Source organism: Rhodobacter sp. SGA-6-6, from assembly GCF_011043545.1.
In the GTDB taxonomy this organism is placed as follows: Bacteria; Pseudomonadota; Alphaproteobacteria; order Rhodobacterales; family Rhodobacteraceae; genus Pseudogemmobacter.
Window position 1 is genome coordinate 256067 of record NZ_JAAKGP010000002.1, and the last position, 17515, is coordinate 273581.

Here is a 17515-nt window from a genome sequence, read left to right on the forward strand (position 1 = left end):
TCTCAGACCTTCCTGATCAGCGCATCCACCGCCACGGCCCCTTCGGGCCGGACGAGGACGGGGTTGATTTCGATTTCCTCAAGCGTGCCGTCGGCCAGCATCAGCGCGCCCAGCCGGACGGCGATCCCGGCGACGGCGGCCATGTCGGCCTTCGGCCGGCCGCGGTAGCCGTCCAGGAGCGGCCAGAGCCGCAGGTGCCGCATCGCCTCCAGCACCTGCTCCGCCGTCGCGGGCAGCACCAGTGTCACGGTATCGGCCAGCACCTCGGCGGTGACGCCGCCCATGCCGAGGGTCAGGGTGACGCCATAGACCGGATCGCGGCGCAGGCCCAGCAGGACCTCGGCCACCGCGCCGGTCACCATCTCCTCCACCAGATAGCCGGCAGCGCCGGGCATCTCCTGCTGGCCTTCCAGCGAGGCCAGCCCAAGCCGCACCGCCCCCGCCTCGGTCTTGTGCGCGAAGCCGAGGCCCTTGAGGACATAGGGCGGGGTCAACCCCGCCACGTCCAGCGTCTGCAACGTCGCCCCCGTCACCGACCGCGGCACCGCCACCCCCGCCGCCGCCAGCAACGCCTTGCCCTCGGCCTCGCTCAGCATCGCGGCCTCGCGCGGCGGCAGCGCCTGCGCCGGCCGCCAGCCCGGCAGCCCGGCCGGGGTCTGCGCCGCCCGGATCGCCGCCAGCGCGGTCTCCAGCCCCAGGAGTGCGCAGACCCCCTGCTCGCGCATCTCCGCCACCCGCCCTTCACCGAAGTTCTCGGCCATCGAGGCGACCGGGAAGGCGATCCTGCCCGTGGCCTTCTGCGCCGCGACGATGGCGTTCAGCGCCGGCCGATACCAGTCGTCGGAACAGCGGTCGGTCCGCGGCGTGTCGATGATGTAGATGCCGGCGTCGTAGGCCTCCAGCATCGCGGTGAAGACCTCGGTGGTCTTCGGCCCGTCGCCCCAGATGAAGGTGTGGTAATCCAATGGGTTGGAGATGGTGGGGATTTCCCCCAGCACCGCGAACAGCCGGTCGTGCGTCGCCTGCGGCACGGCCGGGAAGTCGATCCCGAACGGCGCCGCCAGATCGGCGACCAGCCCGGCCTCGCCGCCCGAACAGGACAGCGAGCAGATGCGGCGGCCGATCTGCGGGCCGTGCAGGTGGAAGATCTTCAGCGTCTCGATCAGTTCCGAGGGCGTGTTCACCTCCGCCACCCCGATCTGCCGCAGGAAGGCGCTGGAGGCCGCCCCGCCCCCCGCCAGCGAAGCGGTGTGCGAGGCGGCGGCCGTGCGGGAAAGCTCGGTCTTGCCCGACTTGATCGCCACCACCCCCTTGCCCATGGCGCGGGCCTTCTCGGCCAGCGCGGCGAAGGCCGGGGCATCGTCGATCCCCTCGATGTAAAGCCCCACCGCCGTGACCCGCGGATCGTCCAGCAGCGCCCCGGTCAGCTCGGCCAGGCCGACGACAGCGGCATTGCCGAGACAGGCGACATAGGCCACCGGCAGCCCCCGCGCCTGCATCCCGAGGTTGATGACGATGTTCGAGGATTGGCTGACCAGCGCCACGCCCCGGTCGACCCGGACGCCGCCGTGCTGGTCGGGCCACAAGAGCGCGCCGTCGAGATAGTTGATCACGCCATAGCAGTTGGGCCCGAGGATCGGCATCTCCCCCGCCGCCGCGACCAGTTGCTCCTGCAACCCGGCCTCGCCGGCCTCGGTCCAGCCGGAGGCGAAGCAGATCGCCCCGCCGCCGCCGATCCGGCGCAGGTCCTCGACCACCTCCAGCGTGGCATGGCGGTTGACGCCGATGAAGGTGGCATCCGGCGGCTCCGGCAGGTCGGCGAGACTGGGGTAAGCCTTGAGGCCCCCGATCTCGGCCTTGGTCGGATGCACCGGCCAGACCGGCCCGGCAAAGCCCATCTTGCCGCATTGCTCGATGACGTTCAGCGCCCAGCTGGCGCCCAGAACAGCGATGTGGCGCGGGCGGAGCAGACGGTCGAGGCGCGTCATCTGCAGCCTCCGGCCCGGCGGAAAGCGCCGGGGGCCGTCTGCCCCCGGACCCCCGAGGATATTTGGGGACAGATGAAAGGGGAAGAAAGGCGCCCTGCCCCGGCGGACCGAGGCAGGGTTTCACCCGTCACGGTCATCGGCGTCCCCGCCTGTACCGTGGAATCAGCTTTGCAGACCAAGGTTAACAAATCCTTTCATCTGTCTCTAAATATCCCGGGGGGTCCGGGGGGCTGGCCCCCCGGCCGTCGATGCAGCAGGCCGTCCTCAGGCCCCCAGCGCCCGCAGCATTTCCCGGCTGATGATGTGGCGCTGGATTTCCGAGGTGCCCTCCCAGATCCGCTCCACCCTTGCGTCGCGCCAGATCCGTTCCAGCGGCAGTTCGTCCATCAGCCCCATGCCGCCGTGGATCTGGATCGCCTCGTCGGCGATCATCGCCAGCACCTCGGTGGCCTTCAGCTTGGCCATCGACATGTCGGCCTCGGTCACCGTGCCCTGGTCGTATTTCCACGCCGCCTCGCGGGTCAGCAGCTCCGCCGCCTTCAGCTCCAGCGCCATGTCGGCCAGCTTGAAGGAAATCCCCTGGAACTTGCCGATCAGCTGGCCGAACTGCTTGCGCTCCGCCGCATAGGCCAGCGCCAGCCCCAAGGCCCGCTCGGCCCGGCCGAGCGAGGTGGAGGCCACCTGCAGCCGGGTCGCGCCCAGCCATTTGCCCGCCACCTCGAAGCCCTTGTGGACCTCGCCGAGAATCTGGCTCTTCGGCAGCCGGCACTCGTCGAACTCCAGGATCATGTTGTTGTAGCCGCGGTGGCTGACGTTCCTGTAGCCGTCGCGCACCGTGAAGCCGGGGGTGCCCTTGTCGACCAGGAAGGCAGTGATCAGCTTCTTCTTGCCGCGCGGGGTGTCCTCTTCCCCGGTCGCCACCCAGACGATGGCGAAATCCGCCACATCGGCGTGGGAGATGAAGTGCTTGGTGCCGTTCAGCACGAAATCGCCGCCGTCTTCCCGCGCGAAGGACTTCATCCCGCGCAGGTCGGACCCCGCGCCGGGTTCCGTCATCGCCTGGCAGTCGTGCCGCTCGCCGCGGACGCAGGGGAACAGGTAGCGGTCGCGCTGTTCGCCCTCGCAGGCCATCAGGATGTTCGAGGGTCTGCAAACCGTGGTCCAGTGCAGGGCGTAATTGGCCTTGCCGAGTTCCTTTTCGTAAAGCAGCCAGGTCAGGGTATCGAGGCCGGCGCCCCCCACCTCCACCGGCATGTTCGCGGCGTAGAGACCCGCCGCCATGGCCTTGGCCTGCAACTCCTGCCGCAGATCCTCGCGCAGGACGCCGGTCCGCTCGACCTCCTGCTCGTGCGGATAAAGCTCCGCCTCGACGAAGGCCCGCGTGGTGTCGACGATCATCCGCTGTTCTTCGTTCAGCCCGAAATCCATCGCCTCACCCCTTCTTCTGGCCGATGGCGCGGCCCGCGCCTTCCGGCAGCGGCAGCCCCGCATGGGCCTCGGCAATCGCCTTCAGCTTGGCCCAGACCTCCGGCGCCGCGGCCACGGTCTTGCCCGCCTTCATGTCCACATGCAGGCAGAGCTGTTCGATGGTGGCGACGCAGTCCTCGCCCCGCATCACCCGCACGAAGGACCGGAAGCGCTTCTCGTCGGCCGAAATGATCTGCAAGGTGCCGGTCAGCCGGTCGCCCAGGCGCGCCTCGCCGAGGTGGCGGATGTGGGTCTCGGCCGAGTAGTAGCTGTGCCCTGCCGTAACGTAGTCCATCCCGGCGCCGATCAGCCGCAGGAAGGCGTCGATGGTCTCGGAATTGGCGAAGTAGTAGCGGCTTTCGGTCATGTGGCCGTTGTAGTCGATCCAGCCCGGCAGCACCTGCATATGCGCCATCACCAGCGGCTCGGCCTTGGGCGCCGAGTCGGTCTGGGCATGGAAGGCCGCCGCCCGTGCCTCGTCATGTTCGCGCAGCACCTTGCCGGCGCCCCAGTTGCGCTCCTTCAGCACCCGCAGGAAGCCCACCAGGTTCTGGTCGCGGATGCGTTCCAGCTCGCGGATGCCATACATGCCGGATTGCGCGTCGGACTGGCTGGCCACCAGGTCGACCAGTTCCTCGTTGAACTCGGGCACGTCCATCAGCTTGGACCAGGGGAATTTCAGCGTCGGGCCGAACTGCGCCATGAAATGCCGCATCCCGGCCTCGCCCCCGGCGATGCGATAGGTCTCGAACAGGCCCATCTGGCCCCAGCGCAGGCCGAAGCCCATGCGGATCGCCTCGTCGATCTCCTCGGTGGTGGCGATGCCGTCCTTCAGCATCCACAGGGCCTCGCGCCAGACCGCCTCGAGGAAGCGGTTGCCGATGAAGGCGTCGATCTCGTGGCGGACCACCAGCGGGAACATGCCGATGTCCTTCATGATCTGCACCGTCTTCTCGACGGTGGCAGGCGGGTTCTTCTCCGACCCCGAGACCTCGGACAAGGGCAGCAGGTAGACCGGGTTGAACGGATGCGCGACGATGATGTTTTCCGGCGCAGGAGACCCCTTCTGCAGATCGCTGGCCTTGAAGCCGGAAGTGGAGGAGCCGATCAGCACCCCGGGATTGGCCTGCTGCAACTGGGCATAGACCTTGTGCTTCAGCTCGATCCGTTCCGAGACCGATTCCTGCACATATTCCGCGCCCTCGACCGCCTCGGCCATGGTCCCGGCGAAGCTGAGTTTCCCTTCGGGAGGCATCGGCACGTCCGACAGCGCCGGCAGCGCCAGCCGCGCGTTCGACAGCACCGCATTGATCTTCCGCTCGGCCTCGGGGTCCGGGTCGAACACTGCCACGTCCCAGCCGTTGAGCAGGAACCGCGCGGCCCAGCCGCCGCCGATGACCCCTCCCCCGATGATTGCCGCTTTTCTATTCGTCATTACCGATCTTCCCGCTCGTGGGCCGAGGTCCATGTGAACCGGCCCGGATGAATGAAACCCATGCTCCGACCATGGCCGCCAGTCCCAGAACAGGCAGGACATAGGAGCCGCCCGTCAGGGCGAGGAAAAGACGCAGATCACCGCCCGCCGGGGCCAGCGCATAATCCGGATGGAGCGTTCGACCGGCGCCGAGCCAGGCCCAGACCACCACCGTCAGAACAGCCGCAAGATGAAAGACGAGCAGCTTGAACTGCCGCCGATAGCCCAAGGCCGCGCCAAAAACCGCCCCGAGAACCACGGCAGCAGCAATGCCCGATTGGACAATCGTCGTCGACATTCAGAACCTCGTATGCCCGATCATCGCAGCCTTCCGCGCCATTCGCGCCATCCTTCCCTGTTGTCCCGCACCTCCGGGCGTCAATCCACGCAGATCGCCAGTTGCCGGCCCTGCCCGTCCAGAAACTCGTAGCAGCCGAACAGCGGCGTCACCTTGGAGCAGGTCCGGCTCTCGGCCAGACACACCCCCTCGCAATCGGCGGCCATGGTGCAGGCCTTGCCCGCATCCTTCAGCGGCCGGATGCAGATCTCGTCCGGCAGCATCCCGCCGCGCCCGACCGAGCCGCCCGCGGCCAGGCACTCCGCCCGCTCCGCCGCCGAGAGCGGCTTGCCTTCCGGCAGGACGGGCGGCTCCTCGGTGCAGCCGGCCAGCACGAAAGCCAGCGCCATGCCGATCCATGCTCCTCGCATCTTCCGCCCCTTCCTTGACCCGAATGCTCCCGCCGGAGGCTCGGCTATTTCCCCGCCGGCGCCCGCTTCTCCAGCTTCAGCCGCGCCCGCACCTCGGCGGGGGTGATCACCCTTGCGCCCAGGTTCTCGATGATCGTCGCCGCGCGTTCCACCAACTGCGCGTTGGTCGCCAGCACGCCCTTGTCCAGCCAGAGGTTGTCCTCCAGCCCCACCCGCACGTTGCCGCCGCCCAGCACCGCCGCGGCGACATAGGGCATCTGGTTGCGGCCGAGGGCAAAGGCCGACCAGTGCCAGTGCTTCGGCACGTTGTTGACCATCGCCAGATAGGTGTTCAGGTCGTCCGGCGCCCCCCACGGCACGCCCATGCACAGCTGCACCAGCACCGGGTCGGGGATGATCCCCTCTTCCGCCAGGGTCCTGGCGAACCACAGGTGGCCGGTGTCGAAGGCCTCGATCTCGATCCTTACGCCGCTGTCGACCATGCGCTTGGCCATGTCGCGCAGCATCCCGGGCGTGTTGACCATCACATAATCGGCTTCGTTGAAGTTCATCGTGCCGCAGTCCAGCGTGCAGATCTCCGGCCGGCATTCCACCACATGCTGAACCCGTTCGGTCGCGCCGGCCATGTCGGATTTCTGCGACATCCGGTTCATCGCCTCGGTGCCGTCGAACAGCATGTCGCCGCCCATGCCGGCGGTCAGGTTCAGCACCACGTCGGTGTCCGAGTCGCGGATGCGCTCGGTCACCTCCCGATACAGCGCCGGATCGCGGGCGGGCTTGCCGGTCTCGGGGTCGCGGACGTGGCAATGCACCACCGCGGCGCCAGCCTTGGCCGCGGCGATGGCGCTTTCGGCGATCTGCTGCGGGCTGCGCGGCACATGGGGGGAACGGTCCTGCGTGCCGCCCGAGCCGGTGACGGCGCAGGTGATGAAGACTTCGCGGTTCATGGTCAGCGGCATGGAATCCTCCCTCGGTCTGGCGGATACCATAGCCCCCTTGGCAAGGCGTGCTTGGCATATTACGCAATTCCCATGACGGAAAATGCAATCTTCACGCCCTCGCGCGCGGCGCTGACCATCGCCCTTCTGGTGTTGCCGCAGGCCTCGATCCTCGAAGTCGCCTCGGCGCTGGACCCCTTGCGCAACGCCAACCGCCAGCTGCGGCAGGAGGCGTTCCGCTGGCGCGTGGTCACCCCGGACGGGGCGCCGGCACCGCTGACCTGCGGGCTGTCGCTGCCCTCCTCCGGTCCGCTGGCGGCGGCCGAGGGGGCCGAGGCGCTGATCGTCATCGCCGGCTACCGGCTGGACGAGGTGGCGACCCGGCCGCTGATCCGCGAGTTGCGCCGGATCGCGCCGCGCTTCGCCCTGGTCGGCGGCATCGACGCCGGCCCCTGGGTGCTGGCGCGGGCGGGGCTCTTGGACGGCCACCGGGCCACCGTGCATTGGGAGGATCAGGAGGACCTCGCCGCCCGCCACCCCGAGATAGACGTGGTGCCCGACCGCTATGTCATCGACCGCAACCGGGTGACCATCGGCGGCGCGGCCCCGGCGCAGGACTTCATGCTGCACCTGATCCGCGCCCGCCACGGCGCCGGGCTGGCGCGGCAGGTGGCGCTGTCCTTCCTGTCCACCGTCCGCCCCGGCGGGGAGCCGCAGCTCTCCCGTCCCGGAACCGACCCGGCGATGGACCCCCGCGTCGCCCGCGCCGCCGCGCGGATGGAGGCGCGGCTGGACGCGCCGGAAAGCACCGCCGAGACGGCGGCGGCGGTCGGCCTGTCGCCCCGGCGGCTGGAGGTGCTGTTCCGCCAGGCCTTCGGCACCACGCCGGGCGCCCATGGCCTCGCGCTGAGGCTGCAGGCCGCCCGCCGGATGCTGGCCGAGACGCAGCACCCGCTGGCCGAGGTGGCGCTGCGCACCGGCTTCACCAGCCCCGCCACGCTGAGCCGCGCCTTCCGCAAGGCCTTCGGCCAGCCGCCCGGCGCGCTGCGACGGCCCTGACGCCCGATCTTTCGCCGAAAGATCGTGTCCTTACGCCGCGTCCAACAGGCCCCGGCCCTTCAGCAGCGCCTCCACCCCCGGCATCCGGCCGCGGAACTTCAGATACAGCGCCTCGGCCTCCTCGGACCCGCCGGCCGAGAGGATGAAGCGCTCCAGTTTCTCGGCGGTGGCGGGGTCGAAGGGGTCGCCGGTCTCCTCGAAGGCGGCGAAGGCGTCGGCGTCCATCACCTCGGACCACATGTAGCTGTAATATCCGGCGGAATAGCCGTCGCCCGAGAACACATGGGCGAAATGCGGCGTGGCATGGCGCATCCTTATCGCCCGCGGCATCCCCATCGCCTCCAGCACCTCGGCCTGTTTCTGCATCGGATCGGCCGGCGGCGGGCCGCTGTGGAACTCCAGGTCCACCATGGCGGAGGCGACGAATTCCACCGTGGCAAAGCCCTGATCGTAAGTCCCGGCATCCAGAAGCCGCTTCAGCAGGTCCGCCGGCATCGGCTCCCCGGTCCGGTAGTGCTTCGCATGGGCCTCCAGCACCGCCGGCACCTCCAGCCAATGCTCGTAGAGCTGGCTCGGCAGCTCCACGAAATCGCGGGCGACCGAGGTGCCGGAGATGAAGCCATAGGTCACGTCCGACAGCATCTGGTGCAGCGCATGGCCGAATTCGTGGAACAGCGTGCGGGCGTCGTCGTAGGACAGCAGGCAGGGATCGCCCTTGGCGAAGTTGCAGACATTCACCACGATGGGCCGCTGGTCGCCGCCCAGCCTGCGCTGCGACCGCATCGCCGAACACCAGGCGCCCGAGCGTTTCGATCCCCGCGCGAAATAATCGCCCAGGAAGACCGCGACGTGTTCACCGCGCCGGGTGACCTCCCAGCCCCGCACATCCGGGTGGTAGAACGGGCCTTCGATCTGCCGGAACTCCAGCCCGAACAGCCGATGCGCGCAGTCGAACATCGCCCCCAGCATGGCGTCGAGCGAGAGGTAGGGCTTCAGCGCCGCCTCGTCGAGGTCATGCTCGGCCTTGCGCCGCTTCTCGGAATAGTAGCGCCAGTCCCAAGGCTCCAGCGGCGCAGGCAGGCCGTCGGCGCGCAGCATCGCCTCCAGCACCGCGGCATCCTCCAGCGCCTTGGCCCGGGCCGGCTGCCAGACCCGCATCAGCAGGTCGCGCACCGCCGCAGGAGTCTTCGCCATCTCCGGCTCCAGCTTGAAGCTGGCGAAATCAGCATAGCCGAGAAGCGCCGCCCGCTCCGCCCGCAGCGCCAGAATCTCGGCGGCGATGGCCCGGTTGTCGGTCTCGCCGCCGTTCGCCCCCCGCGCCACCCAGGCCTCATAGGCCTTCTGCCGCAAGGCCCGGCGGGGCGAAAACTGCAGGAAGGGCACGATCAGGCTGCGGTTCAGCGTCACCACCGGACCGAGGCCGCGCTCGGCCCCCGCCGCCCGCGCCGCCTCGACCACGAAGCCCGGCAGGCCCTCCAGATCGGCCTCGGCCAGTTCCATGAACCAGCTGCGCTCGTCCGCCAGCAGGTTCTGGGAAAACCGCGTCCCCAGCACGGCGAGCCGCGCCTTCACCGCCGTCAGCCGTTCCGCCGCCGCGCCCTCCAGCGCCGCGCCCGAGCGCAGGAACATCCGCCGATACAGTTCCAGCACCCGCAACTGCTCCGCCGTCAGCCCCAGCCCCTCGCGCCCCTGCCAAAGCGCCTCGATCTTTGCCCAGAGCGCCTTGTTGTTGGTGATCTCGCTGGAAAACGCGCTCATCTTCGGCGCCAGATCGCGCTGCAAGGCCTCGCGCGCGTCGTTGGAATCCGCCCCGGCGAGATTGTAGAAGACCCCCGCCACCCGGTCGAGATCAGCCTCCGCCAGTTCCAGCCCTTCGATCACCCCGGCGAAATCCGCCGCCTCCCCCTCTGCGATCCCGGCAACCGCTGCCCGGGCGCGTGACAAAGCCTCGTCGAAGGCCGGCGCGAAATCCTCGTCGCGAATCGACGCAAAGGGCGGCAGGCCGAAGGGCGTGTCCCATTTCTCCAGCAATATGTTCATCGCTATGTCTCCTTCGGAAAGGCCCTTCATCTTGGCCCAAATACTCCACGGGGTAGTCCATTGGTTTCGCCATCGGTTCGAGAAACCAATGGACTGGGGGGTGTGAAACCCCCGCTGCCTACGCCTCCCGCCCGCGCGTCCGCATCCTGGCCTCGAACCGGCGCAAGAGCAGCGACAGGCCGATGGTCATCACCAGATAGATCAGCGCCGCCACGTTGTAGGTCTCGAAATAGCGGAAGTTCCCCGCCGCCGTCACCTTCGCCAGCTGCGCCACGTCGCCGATCCCCAGCACGGCGACCAAGGAGCTGTCCTTCACCATCGCCACGAAATCGTTGCCGAGCGGCGGCAGGATCATGCGGAAGGCCTGCGGAAAGACGATGTGGCGAAAGCGCTGCCAACCGTTCAGGCCAAGGGCCATCGCCGCCTCCACCTGGCCCTTGTCCACCGCCTGCAACCCGGCCCGGAAAATCTCGGCCAGGAAGGCGGAATAGGCCAGCATCAAGGCCAGCACCGCCCGCCACAGCAGCGGCACATCGCGGGTCCGCAGCACGGGCTCTCCCCCGAAGGCGGTCGCCACCCAGTTCGCCGCCTGCACCAGCCCCGGCACCAGCACGAAGGCGACGTAGAGCAGCAGCACCAGGATCGGCACCCCCCGCATCATCTCGATATAGAGCCGGGCGATCTGGCGCAGCACCACATGCCGCGACAGCCCCATCACCGCCAGCCCGAGCCCGATCAGGCAGGCGCCGAGATAGGCGAAGACCGAGACGCCGATGGTGATCCAGACCCCCTTGCCCAGGGTCCGCAGCGCCGCACGGTAGGTCTCGTCCGACAGCATCTCCCACAACAGCCAGAGGCCGGTGACCGCAAGGATCGCCAGCCACCAGGGAAAATCCTTTTCGGGCTTCGGGTTCGGCGTCATCGGACCGGCCCCGGGGGTTCAGGTCGCCCCGGGGCCCGCGGGCTCATTCGCCCATCTTGTAGTCGACGAACCACTTCTGGTTCAGCGCATCCAGGGTGCCGTCCGCCTTCATGCTGGCGATGGCGGCATTGACCGGCGCCACCAGCTCCGACCCTTTCGGGAAGATGAAGCCGAAATCCTCGGCCGCCAGCGGCGCGCCGATGATCTTCAGCGTGCCGTTCGAGGCGCCGACATAGCCGTTGGCCGCGGTGGAATCCGACAGCGTCAGGTCCACGTCGCCGGTCTTCAGCGCCTCCAGCCCGGCGCCGAAGGTCTCGAACTTGATGATGCGGGAGTTCTCCTCGTTGCCGTCCAGGATCTCGTAGACCGCGGCATAGAAGGGCGAGGTGCCGGGCTGCGCCGAAACCAGCAGGTTCGGGTCGGCGGCGAAGCCGGCGGCGTCGGTGAAGCGGGTCTCGTCCGCCCGCACGATCATCAGCATTTCCGAGCGCATGTAGGCGTCGGAGAAGTCCACCTTCTCCTTGCGCTCGTCGTTGATGGTGATGCCGGTCATGCCAAGGTCGTACTGGCCTTCCGCCACCGCGGGGATCATCGCGTCCCAGCTGGTGTTCTCGTATTTCACCGTGGCGTTCAGCCGCTTGGCGATCTCGGCCATGGCGTCGTATTCCCAGCCGACGGCGTTGCCGTCCTTGTCCAGGAACTGCAGCGGCGGATAGGCATTCTCGGTCACCACGGTGATCTCCTGGCCGCCGAGGTCCGGCAGGTCCTGGGCGAAGGTGGCCGTGGCGGCGAAGGACAGCGCGAGCGCGCCGAGGGCAGCGGTCAGTTTCATGGGTCAGGCTCCCGTCAGGTTCCGCGCGACTATGGGCAAGGCCGGGGCGGCTTGCAAGCGGCCGCCCGCCTGTGCATCTGCGCACCATCCCCCGCCGGTGCTGCCGGATTGCGCGGCGGCCCCGCCGGCCCCATCCTTGGCGCAGCAGCAAAGGAGAAGCGGCGATGCCCCGGATGCCCAGCTATTTCATCAGCCACGGCGGCGGCCCCTGGCCCTGGATGCCCGACTGGCGGGCGATGTTCGCCAATCTGGAGGCCAGCTTCGTGCAGATGGTCAAGGACCTGCCCGAGCGCCCGAAGGCGATCCTGATGATCTCGGGCCATTGGGAGGACGACAGTTTCGCCGTCATGTCCTCGGCCTGTCCGCCGATGGTCTACGACTACCACGGTTTCCCGCCGCACACCTTCCAGATCACCTATCCCGCCCCCGGCGCGCCCGATCTGGCGCAGCGCGCCGCTGACCTGATCCGCGCCGCAGGCCTGCCCGCCCGGCTGGATGACCGGCAGGGCTACGACCACGGCTGCTTCGTCCCCGCCTTCGTCATGTATCCCGACGCCTCGATGCCGCTGTTCCAGGTCTCGCTCCGCCGCGGCTATAGCCCCAAGGAGCATTTCGCCCTCGGCCGTGCGCTGGCGCCCTTGCGCGACGAAGGCGTGCTGATCCTCGGCTCCGGCCTTTCCTACCACAACCTGCGGCTCTTCGGCCCGCAGGCCAAGGTCCCGTCCGAGGCTTTCGACGCCTGGCTGGCCGAGACCCTGGCCCTGCCCGCCGCCGAACGGACCGAGCGGCTGATCCGCTGGGAAGAAGCTCCCTATGCCCGGGTCTGCCACAAGGAGGAGGATCACCTCGTCCCTCTCTTCGCCGCCCTCGGCGCGGCGGAAGCGGAGCCCGCGACCATGGTCTACCACGACAAGGACCTGTTCGGCGGCGTCACCGCATCGAGCTACCGCTTCGGCTGAAGCGCCCGATTTTTCGCCGGAAAATCGTGTCCCCGCCTCACAGCTGGACATGGATATGGTCGTCGTGCCGCGCCGCCCGGCAGCCCTGGAAGCGCAGCTTGCCGCCCGACACCCCCAGGCGGGCGGCCAGCGGCGGCTCCAGGAACACCTTGCCCACCCGCGTGTCGGACAACAGCGCCCGCAGCAGCGCCGCGGTGCGTTCCGGCTCCAACTCCAGCCCGGCCATCGCCGGCCGCAGCCAGCGCATCTCCCAGCGGAAGGTGGGGAAGGCGGGCGGGCAGGTCTCCTCCCCCGCCCGCTCGAAGGCGAAGTAGCCGATGGGCGACTTCGTCCGACCCACCGCATAGCCGCGCTCGTCGGCATAGAAGAAGGCGAAGTCCAGCTTGTCGCCGTCGCCGTGGCTCAGGTGCGGGATCATCGGGAAGCCGGACAGGAAGGGGAAATTGCCGTCCAGCGCCAGCGTCACCGTGCCCGGGTGGTCCCGCGCCACCCGCTCGGCGGCCCGCTGCGCCACCTCCCGCAGCTCGGGGCTGACGAAGTTGCGCAGGGTGACGCAGTAGAAGGCCGACTGCATCCGCAGCGGCCCGCCCCGGCAGGGGATCGGCTCCCGGCCCAATTGCGGCGCGGCCAGCTGCGCCACGGCCCAGAGCAGCCCGTAGGCCAACAGGAACGCCGCCCACCGCCGGCGCCGGAAAGCCAGCGCCACAACCCAGGCGATACCGCCCAGCTGGGTGATCGCCGTCAGGGTCAGGACGGCCGCCCCGTGTAGCACAAATCGCACCAGAAACCCTCTTCCCAGGCCGGTCTTCCGCCTCCACTCTGTCACCGACAGCACCGGAGACGCAAATGGCCCGTTCCCTCCTTGCCCCCGCCGTCCTTGCCCTGCTCGCTACCCCCGCCCTTGCCGAGGGTGAGGTGGACCTGCGGATCATGTCCTTCAACATCTGGTATGGCGGGGTGCAGGTCAGCCAGCCGCAGCTGATCGAAGTCATCCGCGCGGCCGATGCCGACATCGTCAGCCTGCAGGAACCCGACGGCCAGACCGCGGCCATCGCCGCCGCCGCGGGCTACCCCTACGTCGACCTGCGCCGCCACATCATCAGCCGGGTTCCGCTGTTCGACCCCAAGCTGGGCGAGCGGACCGAGGAAGGCCAGGCCCCCTATCCCCTCGCCGGGCTGGACGCCGATGCGCCGCATGTCTGGGCCATGGTCGCGCCCGGGCAGGTGATCGCGCTCGGCAACCTGCACCTGTCCTCCGACCCCTACGGCCCCGACCTGCTGCGCGACGGCGCCACGCCCGAGGAGGTGCTGGCGGCGGAAAACGAGGTCCGGCTGGCCGAGATCGACGCCTATGCCGCGGGGATGGAGCCGCTGGTCGCCAAGGGCATCCCGGTCGTCGTCACCGGCGATTTCAACAGCCCCTCGCATCTGGACTGGACCGAGACCGCCAAGGGATCGCGCCCGCAGCAAAGCATCGCCCTGCCCTGGCCGGTGACGCAGAGGATGGAGACCGCAGGCTTCGCCGACGCCTTCCGCACCGCCCACCCGGACCCGGTGGCGCGGCCCGGGATCAGCTATTCTCCCGGCTTCCCCTGGCCCCTGCAGGTGGAGGGCGAAAGCCTGGACCGCATCGACTACATCTTCGCCGCCAATGCCGAGGTCCGCGGGGCCGAGCTCTGGGGCGAGCCCGGCAACCCGGACGTAGACCGCGGCTTCGCGCCCTGGCCCTCGGACCACCGCGCCGTCATCGCCGACCTGACCGTCACCCCCGCCCCGGCCCCCGCCCTCCTGGCGGTGGAGCCGCGGCTGGTGCCGGAAGGCGGCACCTTCCTCGTCCGCGGCTATCTGCCCGGCGATGCCACCTGGGGCGTCCGCATCGTGCCGCGCGGGGGCGATCCTGCGGCAGAAACCGTCACTTCGGTCGAGGGGCTGACGCCGTCCTGGAACCGCGCCTTCCGCCTCTCTACCCTCGGCCTGACGCCCGGCCCCTGGGACGCGGTGCTGATCGGCGAGGCCGGGACGGAACAGGCCCGCATCCGGTTTTCGGTGATAGGCCACGACGGCAAGCCGACGCTTTCCACCGCCAGCCCCACGGTCAAGGCGGGCGAATCCGTCACCGTCAGCTGGACCGGCGCGCCGGGGCTGAAATACGACTGGATCGGCGTCTTCGCGGCGGGGGACCCGAATGTCTACAACTACCTCGCCTTCGCCTATACCGGCGCGGTGCTGGACGGCAGCATGACGCTGACGCCGGACCTCTACTACGACACGCTGGCGCCCGGCGACTATCTGCTGCGGCTGATGGCCGACGATCACTATGTCGTCCTGGCCGAGACTCCCTTCACGGTGACGGAATAGCGCCGCACACCGGGCAATCCGGTCGCCGCTTCACGCCGATGACCCGGGTCTCGGCGTAAAGCGCATCGTGGATCATCAGCCTTCCCCGCAGCGGCTCCCCCGCGCCGGTGATCAGCTTCACCGCCTCCGCCGCCATCATCGCGCCGATGATGCCGGGCAGGGGCGAGGCCACGCCCGCCTCGGCGCAGGTCGGCACCAGCCCAGGGGCCGGCCGCTCGGGGAAGACGCAGGCCGAACAGGGCGCGCCGCGGGCCGGGTCCCAGACCGAAAGCTGCCCCTCCCATTGGGTGATCGCCCCCGCCACCAGCGGCTTGCCCGCCCTGACGCAGGCCAGGTTCACCAGGTCCCGGGTGTCGAAATTGTCGGTGCCGTCCAGCACCAGGTCATACTCCGCCACCAGATCGGCGGCGATCCCCGCCTCCAGCCGCCGGTGATAGGGCCGCACCGCGACGAAGGGGTTCAGCGCCTTCATCGCCGCCTCGGCCGAGAACACCTTCGGCATCCCGATCCGCGCGTCGCTGTGGATCACCTGCCGCTGCAGGTTCGAGGCCTCCACCACATCGGGGTCGATCACCCCGATGGTGCCCACGCCGCTGGCCGCCAGATAGAGCAGCGCCGGCGAGCCGAGGCCGCCCGCGCCGACGACCAGCACCTTCGCCGCCTTCAGCCGCGCCTGCCCCGGCCCGCCGATCTCGCGCAGGAAGATATGGCGGGCATAGCGGTTCAGTTCGGTCTCGGAGAACCCCGCAGCGGGGGCCGCGACGGCAGGAGGGGCCGCCCGCGCCTTCACCGCGCGGAAGACGGTGGCGTAAAGCCAGACCAGCGCCGCCAGCAGGCCGAAGACCAGCCAAGCCCGGAAATCGCCGCCGACCAGCCCCTCGGCCCCGATCCCCGGCGCATGGGCCAGCAGGATCGCCCCCCACCAGATGGCCGTCGCCGTCCAGAGCAGCCCGCGCCCGGCCCCGCGCCAGAGCCCGAAGCCCCAGATCGCCGCGAAGCCGAGGAGGCCGATCATCTGCCCGGCACCGAGAATCCGGTGGAGCCGAAGCCGCCCTCGCCCCGCTCGGTCGCATCCAGCGCCTCGACCACCAAGAAGCCCGCCCGCACCACCGGCGCGATCACCGCCTGAGCCACCCGGTCGCCGTGGCGGATGGTGTAGGGCTCGGCACCGAGGTTGACCAGCGCCACGCCCAAGGGGCCACGATAGTCGGAATCGATGGTGCCGGGGGTGTTCGGCAGGGTGATGCCGTGCCTGGTCGCCAGCCCCGACCGCGGCCGGACCTGCATCTCGAACCCCTCGGGGATCGCCACCCGCAGCCCGGTCGGGCAGATAGCGCGCTGCATCGGCTGCAGCGTCAGGCCCCCGGCCCGGGTCCCGGGCGGGAAATTGGCGCAGATGTCGGCGCCCGCCGCGCCGGCGGTCTGGTAGGCGGGCAGCGGCAGGGACGGGTCGGCCCAGTCCTCGCGCAGGATGCGGACGACCGGGGTCATCGGGCAACCGGCAGGAATTTTGGAAAATTCCTGCAAAAATCTTCCAGGATTTTTGCCCTCATGCCAGCGCCTCCGCGATCCGCGCCGCCAGCCGCCGCGCCACCTCGTCCTTGCCCATCCGCGGCCATTCCTCCGCCCCTTCGGCGCCGATCAGCACCACCGCATTCTCCGCCCCGCCCATGATGCCGGTGGCCGGCGAGACGTCGTTCGCCACGATCCAGTCGCAGCCCTTGCGCGCCCGCTTGGCCATCGCGTGTTCCACCACCTTCTCGGTCTCCGCCGCGAAGCCCACCACCAGCCGCGGCCGCGGCACGCCCTGCGACACTGCGGCCAGGATGTCCGGGTTCTCGGCGAAGACCAGCGCCGGAGCCTTGCCGGAGCCGTCCTTCTTCATCTTCTGCGCGCCGGCATTGGCGACATGCCAGTCGGCCACCGCCGCCGCCATCACCGCCGCATCCGCCGGCAGCGCCGCCTGCACCGCCGCCAACATCTGGGCGGCCGTCTCCACCCGCACCACCTCCACCCCTGCGGGCGGCGGGACCGCGGCCGGGCCGGTGACGAAGGTCACCCTTGCCCCCAGATCGCGCAGCGCCGCCGCCAGCGCGGTGCCCTGCGCGCCCGAGGAGCGGTTGGCGATATAACGCACCGGGTCGATGGGCTCATGCGTCGGGCCGGAGGTCACCAGCACATGCTTTCCTTCCAGCGGACCCGAGGCCAGCAGGCCCTCCACCGCCGCGACGATCTCCAGCGGCTCGGCCATCCGGCCGATCCCGGCCTCGCCGCTCTCGGCCATCTCGCCCCGGTTCGGGCCGACGAAACGCACGCCGTCCTGTGCCAGCAGCGCATGGTTGCGCCGGGTCGCCGGATGCGCCCACATCCGCGGGTTCATCGCCGGCGCCATCAGCACCGGCCGGTCGGTCGCCAGCAGCACGGCCGAGGCCAGGTCGTTCGCCAGCCCCTGCGCCAGCTTCGCCATCAGGTCGGCGGTGGCCGACACCACCACGATCAGCTCGGCCTCGCGCGCCAGCCGGATATGGCCCACGTCCTGCTCGTCCTGCCGGTCGAAGAGATCGGTGAAGACGTGATCCGCCGTCAGCGCCCCGACCGACAGCGGCGTGACGAACTGCTGTGCCGCGGCGGTCATCACCGCCCGCACGCTTGCCCCGCGTTCCCGCAGCCGCCGGATCAGGTCCAGCGCCTTGTAGGCCGCGATCCCGCCGCCGATGATCAGAAGCACCCGTTTTCCGGCCAGCATCCCGCACCTCATCTTGCGGCCGGC

The 17515-nt window shown here is 69.6% G+C and carries 16 protein-coding genes; 3 read left to right on the top strand and 13 right to left on the bottom strand.

All coding sequences use genetic code 11. The features are described from left to right. Positions 1-2 precede the first annotated feature (2 nt). The 6 genes from G5B31_RS04510 to G5B31_RS04535 form a co-directional block, all read right to left on the bottom strand. Positions 3-1988, bottom strand: a complete 1986-nt coding sequence (locus G5B31_RS04510) for an acetate--CoA ligase family protein (protein ID WP_165014210.1) — start codon at positions 1986-1988, stop codon at positions 3-5. A 264-nt stretch (positions 1989-2252) separates the two neighbouring features. Further along, entirely contained in the window at positions 2253-3416 is a 1164-nt protein-coding gene (locus tag G5B31_RS04515; RefSeq protein WP_165014211.1) for an acyl-CoA dehydrogenase family protein, read from the bottom strand. A gap of 4 nt (positions 3417-3420) precedes the next feature. After that, positions 3421-4890 (bottom strand): carnitine 3-dehydrogenase, encoded by a 1470-nt coding sequence (locus tag G5B31_RS04520; protein ID WP_165014212.1) that lies wholly within the window; start codon positions 4888-4890, stop codon positions 3421-3423. After that, a complete protein-coding gene (locus G5B31_RS04525) occupies positions 4880-5227 on the bottom strand; it encodes a hypothetical protein (RefSeq protein ID WP_165014213.1) in 348 nt (115 codons plus the stop codon). Before G5B31_RS04525 ends, G5B31_RS04520 begins: the two co-directional genes overlap by 11 nt. 80 nt (positions 5228-5307) lie before the next feature. Beyond that, on the bottom strand, positions 5308-5637 hold the full coding sequence (locus G5B31_RS04530; RefSeq protein ID WP_165014214.1) for a hypothetical protein: 330 nt from the start codon (positions 5635-5637) through the stop codon (positions 5308-5310). A 44-nt stretch (positions 5638-5681) separates the two neighbouring features. After that, positions 5682-6596: a 3-keto-5-aminohexanoate cleavage protein gene (locus G5B31_RS04535; protein WP_165014215.1), complete on the bottom strand. Its 915-nt coding sequence runs from the start codon at positions 6594-6596 to the stop codon at positions 5682-5684. Between the two features lie 72 nt (positions 6597-6668). On the opposite strand from G5B31_RS04535, the gene G5B31_RS04540 reads away from it, so the two are divergent. Then, complete coding sequence (locus tag G5B31_RS04540) at positions 6669-7634, top strand: GlxA family transcriptional regulator (protein ID WP_165014216.1); 966 nt, start codon at positions 6669-6671, stop codon at positions 7632-7634. 30 nt (positions 7635-7664) lie between these two features. Here the strand turns inward: G5B31_RS04540 and G5B31_RS04545 are convergent, their stop codons facing one another. The 3 genes from G5B31_RS04545 to G5B31_RS04555 all read right to left on the bottom strand — a co-directional run bounded on the left by G5B31_RS04545 (position 7665) and on the right by G5B31_RS04555 (position 11428). Further along, positions 7665-9674: a M3 family metallopeptidase gene (locus G5B31_RS04545; protein ID WP_165014217.1), complete on the bottom strand. Its 2010-nt coding sequence runs from the start codon at positions 9672-9674 to the stop codon at positions 7665-7667. A gap of 118 nt (positions 9675-9792) precedes the next feature. After that, complete coding sequence (locus G5B31_RS04550; RefSeq protein ID WP_165014218.1) at positions 9793-10596, bottom strand: amino acid ABC transporter permease; 804 nt, start codon at positions 10594-10596, stop codon at positions 9793-9795. 43 nt (positions 10597-10639) lie between these two features. Further along, on the bottom strand, positions 10640-11428 hold the full coding sequence (locus G5B31_RS04555) for a transporter substrate-binding domain-containing protein (RefSeq protein ID WP_165014219.1): 789 nt from the start codon (positions 11426-11428) through the stop codon (positions 10640-10642). 164 nt (positions 11429-11592) lie between these two features. Between G5B31_RS04555 and G5B31_RS04560 the strand changes: the two genes are divergently transcribed. Next, positions 11593-12387, top strand: a complete 795-nt coding sequence (locus G5B31_RS04560; protein WP_165014220.1) for a class III extradiol ring-cleavage dioxygenase — start codon at positions 11593-11595, stop codon at positions 12385-12387. A 37-nt stretch (positions 12388-12424) separates the two neighbouring features. Here the strand turns inward: G5B31_RS04560 and G5B31_RS04565 are convergent, their stop codons facing one another. Beyond that, complete coding sequence (locus G5B31_RS04565) at positions 12425-13168, bottom strand: hypothetical protein (RefSeq protein WP_346763879.1); 744 nt, start codon at positions 13166-13168, stop codon at positions 12425-12427. Positions 13169-13233: 65 nt separating this feature from the next. Between G5B31_RS04565 and G5B31_RS04570 the strand changes: the two genes are divergently transcribed. Continuing rightward, positions 13234-14745: an endonuclease/exonuclease/phosphatase family protein gene (locus G5B31_RS04570; RefSeq protein ID WP_165014221.1), complete on the top strand. Its 1512-nt coding sequence runs from the start codon at positions 13234-13236 to the stop codon at positions 14743-14745. Here the strand turns inward: G5B31_RS04570 and G5B31_RS04575 are convergent. Genes G5B31_RS04575 through coaBC form a run of 3 tightly spaced genes read right to left on the bottom strand, consistent with a single transcriptional unit; the run spans position 14729 to position 17491 of the window. After that, complete coding sequence (locus G5B31_RS04575; RefSeq protein ID WP_165014222.1) at positions 14729-15760, bottom strand: molybdopterin-synthase adenylyltransferase MoeB; 1032 nt, start codon at positions 15758-15760, stop codon at positions 14729-14731. The two genes, G5B31_RS04570 and G5B31_RS04575, sit on opposite strands and share 17 nt — an antisense overlap. Continuing rightward, on the bottom strand, positions 15757-16236 hold the full coding sequence (gene dut / locus G5B31_RS04580; protein WP_165014223.1) for a dUTP diphosphatase: 480 nt from the start codon (positions 16234-16236) through the stop codon (positions 15757-15759). The genes G5B31_RS04575 and dut overlap by 4 nt, the downstream gene beginning before the upstream one ends. A 58-nt stretch (positions 16237-16294) precedes the next feature. After that, positions 16295-17491 carry a bifunctional phosphopantothenoylcysteine decarboxylase/phosphopantothenate--cysteine ligase CoaBC gene (coaBC, locus tag G5B31_RS04585; RefSeq protein ID WP_165014224.1) on the bottom strand — a complete coding sequence of 399 codons (1197 nt, stop codon included), beginning with the start codon at positions 17489-17491 and terminating at the stop codon, positions 16295-16297. Positions 17492-17515: the final 24 nt, after the last annotated feature.

Excerpts from the sequence above, each read along its gene's own strand:
- G5B31_RS04540 (WP_165014216.1), top strand. The coding sequence starts at position 6,669 with ATGACGGAAAATGCAATCTTCACGCCCTCGCGCGCGGCGCTGACCATC.
- G5B31_RS04545 (WP_165014217.1), bottom strand. The coding sequence starts at position 9,674 with ATGAACATATTGCTGGAGAAATGGGACACGCCCTTCGGCCTGCCGCCC.
- G5B31_RS04510 (WP_165014210.1), bottom strand. The coding sequence starts at position 1,988 with ATGACGCGCCTCGACCGTCTGCTCCGCCCGCGCCACATCGCTGTTCTG.
- G5B31_RS04570 (WP_165014221.1), top strand. The coding sequence starts at position 13,234 with ATGGCCCGTTCCCTCCTTGCCCCCGCCGTCCTTGCCCTGCTCGCTACC.
- G5B31_RS04555 (WP_165014219.1), bottom strand. The coding sequence starts at position 11,428 with ATGAAACTGACCGCTGCCCTCGGCGCGCTCGCGCTGTCCTTCGCCGCC.
- G5B31_RS04530 (WP_165014214.1), bottom strand. The coding sequence starts at position 5,637 with ATGCGAGGAGCATGGATCGGCATGGCGCTGGCTTTCGTGCTGGCCGGC.
- G5B31_RS04535 (WP_165014215.1), bottom strand. The coding sequence starts at position 6,596 with ATGCCGCTGACCATGAACCGCGAAGTCTTCATCACCTGCGCCGTCACC.
- G5B31_RS04550 (WP_165014218.1), bottom strand. The coding sequence starts at position 10,596 with ATGACGCCGAACCCGAAGCCCGAAAAGGATTTTCCCTGGTGGCTGGCG.
- G5B31_RS04560 (WP_165014220.1), top strand. The coding sequence starts at position 11,593 with ATGCCCCGGATGCCCAGCTATTTCATCAGCCACGGCGGCGGCCCCTGG.
- G5B31_RS04520 (WP_165014212.1), bottom strand. The coding sequence starts at position 4,890 with ATGACGAATAGAAAAGCGGCAATCATCGGGGGAGGGGTCATCGGCGGC.
- G5B31_RS04575 (WP_165014222.1), bottom strand. The coding sequence starts at position 15,760 with ATGATCGGCCTCCTCGGCTTCGCGGCGATCTGGGGCTTCGGGCTCTGG.
- G5B31_RS04525 (WP_165014213.1), bottom strand. The coding sequence starts at position 5,227 with ATGTCGACGACGATTGTCCAATCGGGCATTGCTGCTGCCGTGGTTCTC.
- dut (WP_165014223.1), bottom strand. The coding sequence starts at position 16,236 with ATGACCCCGGTCGTCCGCATCCTGCGCGAGGACTGGGCCGACCCGTCC.
- coaBC (WP_165014224.1), bottom strand. The coding sequence starts at position 17,491 with ATGCTGGCCGGAAAACGGGTGCTTCTGATCATCGGCGGCGGGATCGCG.
- G5B31_RS04515 (WP_165014211.1), bottom strand. The coding sequence starts at position 3,416 with ATGGATTTCGGGCTGAACGAAGAACAGCGGATGATCGTCGACACCACG.